General features: G+C 61.0%; 8 protein-coding genes and 1 other RNA gene. 8 read left to right on the top strand and 1 reads right to left on the bottom strand.

Annotation, left to right across the window (positions count from 1 at the left end):
* The first annotated feature begins 200 nt into the window (after window positions 1-200).
* The 4 genes from EJA71_RS02185 (at window position 201) to EJA71_RS02170 (ending at window position 4,289) form a co-directional block, all read left to right on the top strand.
* Window positions 201-1,367, top strand: a complete 1,167-nt coding sequence (locus EJA71_RS02185; RefSeq protein ID WP_158953912.1) for a putative zinc-binding metallopeptidase — start codon at window positions 201-203, stop codon at window positions 1,365-1,367.
* A gap of 111 nt (window positions 1,368-1,478) precedes the next feature.
* An RNA gene (ffs, locus tag EJA71_RS02180) (signal recognition particle sRNA small type) lies at window positions 1,479-1,575 on the top strand.
* A 177-nt stretch (window positions 1,576-1,752) separates the two neighbouring features.
* Window positions 1,753-2,289: a hypothetical protein gene (locus tag EJA71_RS02175; RefSeq protein WP_178113642.1), complete on the top strand. Its 537-nt coding sequence runs from the start codon at window positions 1,753-1,755 to the stop codon at window positions 2,287-2,289.
* A 35-nt stretch (window positions 2,290-2,324) separates the two neighbouring features.
* Window positions 2,325-4,289, top strand: a complete 1,965-nt coding sequence (locus EJA71_RS02170) for a hypothetical protein (RefSeq protein WP_158953910.1) — start codon at window positions 2,325-2,327, stop codon at window positions 4,287-4,289.
* A 17-nt stretch (window positions 4,290-4,306) separates the two neighbouring features.
* Here EJA71_RS02170 and EJA71_RS02165 read toward each other — a convergent pair whose 3' ends face one another.
* Window positions 4,307-5,056, bottom strand: coding sequence for an ABC transporter substrate-binding protein (locus EJA71_RS02165; RefSeq protein ID WP_158953908.1), 750 nt, complete (start codon window positions 5,054-5,056; stop codon window positions 4,307-4,309).
* A gap of 145 nt (window positions 5,057-5,201) precedes the next feature.
* Here EJA71_RS02165 and dnaX point away from each other — a divergent pair, with 145 nt between their 5' ends.
* The 4 genes from dnaX (at window position 5,202) to recR (ending at window position 9,695) form a co-directional block, all read left to right on the top strand.
* On the top strand, window positions 5,202-7,304 hold the full coding sequence (dnaX, locus tag EJA71_RS02160) for a DNA polymerase III subunit gamma/tau (RefSeq protein WP_158953906.1): 2,103 nt from the start codon (window positions 5,202-5,204) through the stop codon (window positions 7,302-7,304).
* A gap of 67 nt (window positions 7,305-7,371) precedes the next feature.
* Complete coding sequence (locus tag EJA71_RS02155; protein ID WP_008088817.1) at window positions 7,372-7,710, top strand: YbaB/EbfC family nucleoid-associated protein; 339 nt, start codon at window positions 7,372-7,374, stop codon at window positions 7,708-7,710.
* 281 nt (window positions 7,711-7,991) lie between these two features.
* On the top strand, window positions 7,992-9,026 hold the full coding sequence (locus EJA71_RS02150; RefSeq protein ID WP_158953904.1) for an NADP-dependent oxidoreductase: 1,035 nt from the start codon (window positions 7,992-7,994) through the stop codon (window positions 9,024-9,026).
* Window positions 9,027-9,092: 66 nt separating this feature from the next.
* A complete protein-coding gene (recR, locus tag EJA71_RS02145) occupies window positions 9,093-9,695 on the top strand; it encodes a recombination mediator RecR (RefSeq protein WP_127926511.1) in 603 nt (200 codons plus the stop codon).
* The last annotated feature ends 71 nt before the right edge of the window (window positions 9,696-9,766 follow it).

The following is a 9,766-nucleotide window of genomic DNA, read 5'->3' as shown; positions in this document are numbered from 1 at the left end:
CAGGCGTACGCGGATCCATGTAGGAGCTGCCGCAGGCTGCGATCTTTGATCATTCCCACGCTCCCGCGTGGGAATGCCGCCCCGGACGCTCCGCGTCCGCTGTGACGCAGAGCGTCACTGGATGCATTCCCACGCAGAGCGTGGGAACGATCATCGCGCCAGAATGATCTAGTCTTGGCTAGCCCCAAGGAGAGATCGCCATGCACCGCTTTTTCGAGCAGCTCAGTTCTCGCATCATCGCGCCGTTCTTGGGCGAATCTTCACGCAACAGCAAAGTCTGGTCGTGCCGTTGCGGCCAGTCGCTGTTCTTTCGCAACAGCCAGTGCCTGGCGTGCAATGCACTGCTTGGCTATCAACCCGAACAGAGTCGTCTGACTTCGCTGCAACCGGGTCCGTACGAGGGCACCTGGACGCTGGACGCCGACCCCGAGGCCGGGCTGTTCCGCCGTTGCGCCAACCTTGATACGGCAGCGGCGTGCAACTGGCTGTTGCCGGCCAACGATCACGACAGCCTGTGCATCGCTTGCAGCCTCAACCGCACCATTCCTGATTTGTCCGACCCGGAAAACCCCGAACGCTGGCGCAAAGTCGAAATCGCCAAGCGTCGATTGGTGGCGCAACTGATTACTTTGGGCTTGCCGGTCATCCCGAAAACCGTGGATGAGGACACCGGCTTGGCGTTCGACTTCATTGGAGTCGACCTCCAAGGCAATGCGCCGATGACCGGCCACGCCAACGGCCTGATCACCCTCGATATCAAAGAAGCCGACGACGCCCACCGCGAGCAGGTGCGGGCGCAGATGCACGAACCGTATCGCACGCTGCTCGGGCATTTTCGTCACGAAGTCGGTCATTACTATTGGGATCGTTTGATCGCCAATGGCCCGTGGCTCGGTTCATTCCGCAATCTGTTCGGCGACGAGCGCGCCAGTTATGCCGAGGCGCTGGACCGGCACTACCAGCAAGGCGCGCCACTGGATTGGCCGCAGCGCTACGTCAGCGCCTACGCGACCATGCATCCCTGGGAAGACTGGGCGGAAACCTGGGCGCATTACCTGCACATGATGGACGCGGTCGATACCGCGCTGGGTTTCGGCATGAGCGCGCGGGAGATGGATTTCGACTACCAGCCGTTTCCCACCAGCACGCTGTACGACCCGGAGCATCCCGGTGGTGAAGCGTTCCTGTCGTTCGTCAACGCCTGGATCGAACTGGCCGGCATGCTCAATGAGCTGTCACGCAGCATGGGCCAACCGGATTTCTACCCGTTCGTGCTGCCGGCTGCGGCGATTGCCAAGCTGCACTTCATTCATCTGGTGATCCAGCAGGCGGGCGGCAAGGCGGACGAGGTGCTGCAGGCGCAATAGCAAGTGCTTGAAGCCCTTGATATTTTTAATCTGAAACCAACGGTTGTAACTTCGTCTCAGATAGGTACAATGGCGCGGCTCGCCGACAGGCAAGCGTCGTTATGGTGACCCCATCGGTCCCCCCGCAACGATTACCCGTGAACCTGGTCAGAGCCGGAAGGCAGCAGCCACAGCGGGAACATTGTGTGCCGGGGTGTGGCTGGTGGGGTCGCCACCTTAACGAAACATCGAAGGCTGCAAACAGAACTGCATGGGTTTTGCCCACTGCGGTTTTTTTATGCCTGTGATTTGGCGTCTGATATTTCCCGCCGTGTCCTGTGCCCCCGCTCGGTGCTGCCGTTGAACAGTGGCATACTCCCTTGCCTGGCATCGCGAGGTAATGGAAGTGGGCGAAGTTGACGATCTGACGCGAGAAAGGCTCCGGGAGTGGCAGTTGCGCCGCCTGGAGATCAAGGATCAGATGCAGGATCATCCCGAGCGCACGCTGGAGCTGTCGAGGGTGCTCGATCTGATGGATGACGAGCATGCCGAGATTCTGGCGGCGGCGACCATCAAGGCGACCGGTACGCGTGAATCGGCGTCATCCAGTCCCGTCGAGCACGGGTTGCCTCAATTCGATGTGCAATTGAGGGTGGCTGCCCGTAGTGCCGAAGACTTGCGCAAGCTGCTGGAACTGGCGCTCTACGAAGTGCAGGCGCAGATCGACCGCAACCCGGTCGCGATCGGTGAAGATCGAAGCTATCCGGGCGATATGTCGGGAACGCTGGGTGAATACCACTTCACGCTGCGCATCAACGATGAACGCGCTGATAAACCCGCATTGAATGAGGTTGCGCACCTCGCCGGCAAGTTCTCTCCAGAGACGGGCGCAGGACCTGCAGCGCATGTCCGCAAAATCAACGAAGCGTATGACCAGGACTGACCTGGTGATGCGTCCCTGCCCAGGCGCGAGGTTGTATGCAGCCGGAACATTTCAATTTATCTACCCCTGTGTTCTTGCCGGTCACCCATGATGCCTGCACGGCGCTGTTGCAGGCCGATGGCGCAAAAACGCTGGTCAGCCTGACGGATCCGGAATTGGCGGCCATCCTCGTCATCCAGAACCTCGCCCAAGCCACTGAAAAAGACCTGACGGCCAGCGCCGCCGAAAAAATTCTCGCCAAATTGATTGATTGGGCGGTCGATACCCGGGGCACGGGGTCCACCGCCGGATTGCTCTCAGAAGCTCAGCGCCTGTTCGATCCGCGCAAGTTGTATTTCGGACTTAATGCCATCAAGGGCTTGAACTTGCAGTTCCTCATGGCCGACGAGGTTACGGCGCAGGGCTATCTGTTGCCCGATGGCAAATGGGACACGGATTACAAGATTCGCCACAAACAACAGAACAATCCGTTCATCCAGCAGATGGTCACGCCGCGCCACCGCGAGCGTTGGCTCAGCGATGCGCAAGACAAGCTGCTGAGAACCTTTCGTGCCAATCTGGACGAAGACCTGCATGTGCAAGGCTATGCGGGCATCGGCAAAAGCCATCTGCTGGGGGCGCTGATCGAGTGCCTGCGGAGCGACAGGACATTGGTCCTGGCGCGCACGCCGGCGAAGCTGGAAACCCTGCGCAAGCACCTCAAGCAAGCGCAGGACAAGGACGTCGCCCAGACCTTCCGCCACTTTGCACAAACCCAGTTATATGGCCCACGGCCTCCGGCGGCCAGAGCGTCGGCGCGTCTGCCGAGCAAACAAGCGCTCGCGCAGGAGCTGAATATCTTTGGCTTCCGCCGCCACGATGGCCAGGGCACGCTGGACGTCTGTCTGCGGGTGCTTGAGCTGTACTGTGGCTCGCGGGATCACAGCTTGTCGGCCCGGCATCTGCCGTTTTTCCAGCAGCCGTTGTCGAGCGCGGACACCCAGGTCTTGCTGGAGTATTCAAGTCGTGTGTGGGTCTACCTGGAGACGAATCCGGCGTGGGGCAGTCAGACTGGGTTCGAAACCTTGCTGCTGATCAAGCGCGCCAGTCTGTCGGGCTGCCGGGTGCCTGCGCGCTACACGCACGTGATCATCGACGAGAGTCAGGATGTTCCGGCGTCGCTGCTGCAAATGATCGAGCGCGGGCGTCAGGTGCTGATTACCCTTGGCGATGAGTATCAGCAGGCCAGTGGCGAAGCGATGAAGCGCAAGCGTGAGGTGCGGCAGAGCGACATCAGTTATTCCGTGCGCTCGGGGCGCAATGTCGAGCGGCTGGTCAATCCGCTGATCTCGCGTCACTCGCACAAGAGCAAACTGCCGTTCGAAGGGGCGCGCAACGCTGACGTCGATATCGAGCACTATCCTGAAGGTTTCGTGCCGCCCGAGGGCTGCGTGATCCTCACCGCATCGCCTTGGGACACGATGATGTGGGCGATCCATTTGCACGATGCCAATGGCGCGTTCAGTTTTCCCGACAAGGACACGCAGGCCGGTCTAAAGCATTTCATGACCACCGCCATCGAACTGTTCAATCCGCAGTTTTACGATGTCGAGCACAGCGAAAAAGGCCGGCATCCGTCTTTCAGCGACCTGGCGGATTGGCAGCAGGTGCGTGAAGCCAACCAGTTCGATGAGGCGTTTTTGTGGGTTGAGGCCGAACTGGAAAAAGGCTTCAAGGTGGCCGACTTGACGCGCTTGAACGGCCGGATCAGTGAGCCCGGCAACGCGTGCATGTTGATGATGGCCGAGCAAGCGGGCGGCATGGAGTTCAACCGGGTACTGCTGACGCGCGCATTGCTCAGCAATGAGAAGTTCAAGGACGCCTACGCGTTCGATCAACGGATCTGCGCGGTGTACATCGCCATTTCCCGGGCACGACAGCAGCTTTACCTGCCGTACGATGTAGTCGAGTGGATCGAGTTTCATGATTATCAGAAATTCCGCGAGTCGCACGGGTATTGATGGAAGTCCCTGTGGGATCAAGGCTTGCCCTCAGAACTGCCGGTGTACAAGCGGATAATGTCATCAATCTCCCCGGACATTTTCATCCGCAGCAAGGTGCGCAATATCCGCTGCACCGGCACGTTGGGGTCATTTCTGACGTAACAACCGACTTGCTGCTCCTGCAGCACCGCGACGCCTTGCAACTTCTGTTCGGCGGGCAGGCGCTGATTGAGCCAGTCCAGCGTCCACTGGTTGCTCACCGCATAGTGGTAGCGCCCGGCCAGGAGTTTCTCCAGAACCTGTTCCTGATTGCGCGCATCTTCGCGCTGCAGCTGGCCGCTATCGAACAAGGGCTGCAGGGTGGGGTAGGTATAGCCGAGCACGGTACCGATCGATTGGCGTGGCAGGGTTTTCGCTTCAACGCTGGTGGGCGAGCCTTGGCGGCTGACCAGCAGATCGCGCTGAAACAGCAGCGGCAGGCTCCAGATGTAATCCCCGGACTGGTTCGGCAGCCACGACTGCGCGGCATAGCAGCGCACGTCGATCTCACCGTGCTCCATGGCGCTCTGCACGCGGGTGCGCGGCAGGACGTGAAATTGCGCCGGTACGCCGACCTGGGTGGCCAGGCTGAGCATGATGTCGTAGAGGATGCCCTGGGTCGGTCGGCCTCGTTCGTATTGCACCATCGGCATTGCCCAGCTGTCGGGCATGGCGAAGCGCAACGGGGGTTCCGCTGCCGTCACGCTCAGGCTGATTCCCAGCAGTGCCCCCACGGCCCAACGCATAAACGCTCCGGTAATTCCCTGTCCTGAGCCGATAAAAGCCTCTGCTCATGCAGCTTAGCCATATTAGACGAGCACACCGGATGCAATTTTGCCCTTGCTCCGCTAGCATTAGCCGCTTCTGCTTCCTTCGCTGCGACGGTTTTCGATGAGTTATCAGGTTCTTGCACGTAAATGGCGTCCGCGCTCGTTCCGCGAAATGGTCGGCCAGACCCATGTGCTCAAGGCTCTGATCAATGCCTTGGACAGCCAGCGGCTGCACCATGCGTACCTGTTCACCGGTACGCGCGGGGTGGGTAAGACCACCATTGCGCGGATCATCGCCAAATGCCTGAACTGTGAGACAGGTATCACTTCCAGCCCGTGCGGCGAATGCTCGGTGTGCCGGGAAATCGATGAAGGTCGCTTTGTCGACCTGATCGAGATCGACGCCGCGAGCCGCACCAAGGTCGAAGACACCCGCGAACTGCTCGACAACGTGCAGTACGCCCCGAGCCGTGGGCGCTTCAAGGTTTACCTGATCGACGAAGTGCACATGCTCTCCAGCCATTCCTTCAATGCGCTGCTGAAAACCCTCGAAGAGCCGCCGCCGTACGTCAAGTTCATCCTGGCGACCACCGACCCGCAGAAACTTCCGGCAACGATTTTGTCGCGCTGCCTGCAGTTCTCGCTGAAGAACATGACCCCCGAGCGTGTGGTCGAGCATTTGACCCATGTACTGACCGCCGAAAACGTGCCGTTCGAAGACGATGCACTGTGGCTGCTGGGTCGCGCCGCTGACGGTTCGATGCGTGACGCCATGAGCCTGACCGATCAGGCCATCGCCTTCGGTGAAGGCAAGGTGCTGGCCACCGACGTGCGGGCGATGCTCGGCACGCTGGATCACGGCCAGGTCTATGACGTCCTGCATTCGCTGATCGAAGGCGACGCCAAGGCGTTGCTCGAAGCCGTGCGTCATCTGGCCGAGCAGGGCCCGGACTGGAATGGTGTGCTCTCGGAAATTCTCAACGTGCTGCACCGCGTGGCCATCGCACAAGCGCTGCCGGAAGGCGTCGACAACGGCCATGGCGACCGCGATCGCGTGTTGGCATTGGCGCAGGCTTTGCCGGCCGAAGACGTACAGTTTTATTACCAGATGGGCCTGATCGGTCGCCGCGATTTGCCGCTGGCGCCGGATCCTCGTGGCGGTTTCGAAATGATCCTGCTGCGGATGCTCGCCTTCAGGCCCGCCGACACGGCGGACGCGCCGAGGCAACCGCTAAAGCCAGTGGGGATCAGCCAGGCCACAGTTGATTCCGCAAACTCAGTGGCTGCCGCGCCTAAACCAGCGCCGGTAGTCGCCGCGGCGGTTGCGCCGGCGCCGGCGCCAGTGGCGGCACCTGCACCGGCTCCGGAGCCTGCGCCGGTTGCAGCCGCTCCTGAACCCGAGCCAGCGCCTGTCGTCGCTGAAGACGTGGTCGACCTGCCGTGGAATGATCCGGTAGAGGCTGCGCCCGAAGCCGAGCCTGAGCCTGAGCCCGAGCCTGAACCGGCCCAGCAACCCGCCGTTGAACCGGTGCTGGAAACCGCCGCCGAGCAGCCCGAGTTGCCGCCGATGCCGCTGCCGACCCCGGACAGCGTCGTCCCGGACGCCCCGGAGTGGGCCGCCGCGCCGATTCCCGAGCCGTCAGTCGCTGACGTCGATGCCGCCACACCAGGCATGGACCTGGACGATGAGCCGCCGCTGGACGAGGATTACATCGAGCCAGACATGGACTCGGCTTATAGCTACCTCGACGAACTGGCCAGCGAACACGCCGCTGAACCTGCACCAGAGCCTGAGCCAGAACCGGCTGCCGCACCGGCCACCGGTCTGGCCTTGCAATGGCTGGAGCTGTTCCCGAAACTGCCGATCTCCGGCATGACCGGCAGCATCGCCGCCAACTGCACCTTGATCGGCGTCGATGGCGACCATTGGCTGATGCACCTCGACCCGGCGCACAGTGCACTGTTCAACGCCACGCAACAGCGTCGTCTCAACGATGCGTTGAACCAGTTCCACGGTCGCACGCTGACGCTGACCATCGAGCTGATCAAGCCCGAGCAGGAGACTCCGGCCCAAGCCGCCTCCCGTCGGCGTGCCAACCGTCAGCGCGAGGCGGAGGAGTCGATTCATGGCGATCCGTTCATCCAGCAGATGGTTCAGCAGTTTGGCGCGGTGGTGCGACACGATACTATTGAACCTGTCGACGCCTTGGTCGCCCAAGGCTAATAACTGAAGGTGCTCGGCCTCCATGGCCGGGCGCTGTTTTGATCCAAGTACTTTTGAGGTGATTCCCATGATGAAAGGTGGCATGGCCGGCCTGATGAAGCAGGCGCAGCAGATGCAGGAAAAAATGGCCAAGATGCAGGAAGAACTGGCCAACGCCGAAGTCACCGGTAAGGCCGGCGGCGATATGGTCACCGTGGTCATGACCGGTCGTCACGACGTCAAAAGCGTCAGCATCGATCCAAGCCTGGTCGAAGGCCTGAGCGAAGACGACAAAGAAATGCTGGAAGCCGTTGTTGCTGCCGCCGTCAACGACGCCGTGCGCAAGATTGAAGCCAGCAGCCAGGAAAAAATGGGCGGCATGACCGCCGGCATGAACCTGCCAGCGGGTATGAAACTGCCATTCTGATTCGCCAATCGGCGGCAGATGAGCTACACAAAATGCCAGGCATCGCGCCTGGCATTTTTGTTTCTGCGCGGTGTGATCGTTCCCACGCTCTGCGTGGGAATGCTGCTCGGGACGCTCAGCGTCCCAAGTCCAGAGCTGAACGCGGAGCGTCCGATGAGGCATTCCCACGCGGAGCATGGGAACGATCAACCCGGTCCACCTGAAGAAACATCGAACACACCAAAGCCACAACGGTCTGCTCCCTATACCCGCTGAATTCACCATTCACAGGAGACGCTGACATGTCCGACCCTCTCACGCTCAACCAACGTTTCGTCCTCGCCTCGCGTCCGGTAGGCGCGCCGACCCCGGAAAACTTCCGCCTCGAGCGCGAAGCGCTGCCGGATCTGCAGGACGGCGAAGTACTGCTGAAAACCCTCTACCTGTCGCTCGATCCTTACATGCGCGGGCGCATGAGCGACGCACCGTCCTACGCCGCGCCGGTACAAATCGGCGAAGTGATGACCGGCGGGGCTGTCAGTCGCGTCGAAGATTCGCGTCATCCGAAGTTCCACCAAGGCGATCTGGTGGTCGGCGCCACCGGTTGGCAGAGCCACAGCATCAGCGACGGGCGCAACATCATTCCGATACCGTCCGGGTTGCCGAGTCCGTCGATGGCCCTCGGGGTGCTGGGCATGCCGGGGATGACCGCCTACATGGGCCTGATGGACATCGGCCAGCCGAAAGAAGGCGAGACACTGGTTGTCGCAGCGGCGTCCGGCGCGGTGGGTTCAGTGGTCGGCCAAGTGGCGAAGATCAAAGGCTTGCGGGTTGTCGGTGTGGCCGGCGGTGCCGAGAAGTGCAAATACGTGGTCGAAGAGTTGGGCTTTGATGCCTGCATTGATCACAAGGCGGCCGATTTCGCCGAGCAACTGGCCAAGGCCTGTCCTGATGGCATCGACATTTACTACGAAAATGTCGGCGGCCATGTGTTCGACGCCGTGGTGCCGCTGCTCAATGCCAAGGCTCGCATTCCACTGTGCGGTCTGATCGCCGGTTACAACGCTTCTGAGGCTCCCGAAGGCCCGGATCGTCTACCGATGCTGCAGCGCACGCTGTTGACCAAGCGCGTGCGCATCCAAGGCTTCATCGTCTTTGACGACTACGGTGATCGCCAGCCAGAATTCATCAGCCACATGGTGCCGTGGGTGCGCGAAGGCAAGGTGAAATTCCGTGAGGACGTGGTCGAGGGGCTGGAGCAGGCGCCGGAGGCGTTTATCGGTCTGTTGGAGGGGCGCAACTTCGGCAAACTGGTGGTTCGGGTCGCCTCGGACTGAGTATTTGACGCTGGCCAGAGGCGCGGGTATAAACCGCGTCTCGTTGTTTAGTCGGACTGTTTATCCATGAGCTTCAGCCCTTTGATTCGCCAACTGATCGATGCCCTGCGCACCTTGCCGGGCGTGGGTCAGAAAACCGCCCAGCGCATGGCGTTGCAGTTGCTCGAACGTGACCGCAGCGGCGGCTTGCGTCTGGCCCAGGCCCTGAGCCAGGCCATGGAAGGCGTCGGCCACTGCCGCCAGTGCCGCACGCTGACCGAAGACGATCTGTGCCCGCAATGCGCCGATACCCGTCGCGACGACACGTTGCTGTGCGTGGTCGAAGGGCCGATGGACGTGTACGCGGTCGAGCAGACTGGTTTCCGTGGACGCTACTTTGTGTTGAAGGGGCATTTGTCGCCGCTCGATGGCCTCGGGCCTGAGGCCATCGGCATTCCGCAGTTGATGACGCGGATTGAAGAGGCGGGCACGTTTACCGAAGTCATCCTCGCGACCAATCCGACGGTGGAAGGTGAGGCGACCGCGCATTACATCGCGCAGTTGTTGAACAACAAAGGCCTGGTCGCTTCGCGGATCGCCCACGGTGTGCCGTTGGGTGGTGAGCTGGAACTGGTCGATGGCGGCACGCTGGCGCATTCATTTGCCGGGCGCAAACCGATTTCCCTCTAATAAAAATCAAAAGATCGCAGCCTTCGGCAGCTCCTACCTTGGAATGCGTTTCCCTGTAGGAGCTGCCGAAG

It is taken from the genome of Pseudomonas sp. PB106 (assembly GCF_009764645.1).
Classification (GTDB): domain Bacteria; phylum Pseudomonadota; class Gammaproteobacteria; order Pseudomonadales; family Pseudomonadaceae; genus Aquipseudomonas.
Note: the sequence above shows the minus strand (reverse complement) of the source record. Positions and strands in the feature narration are given on the sequence as shown.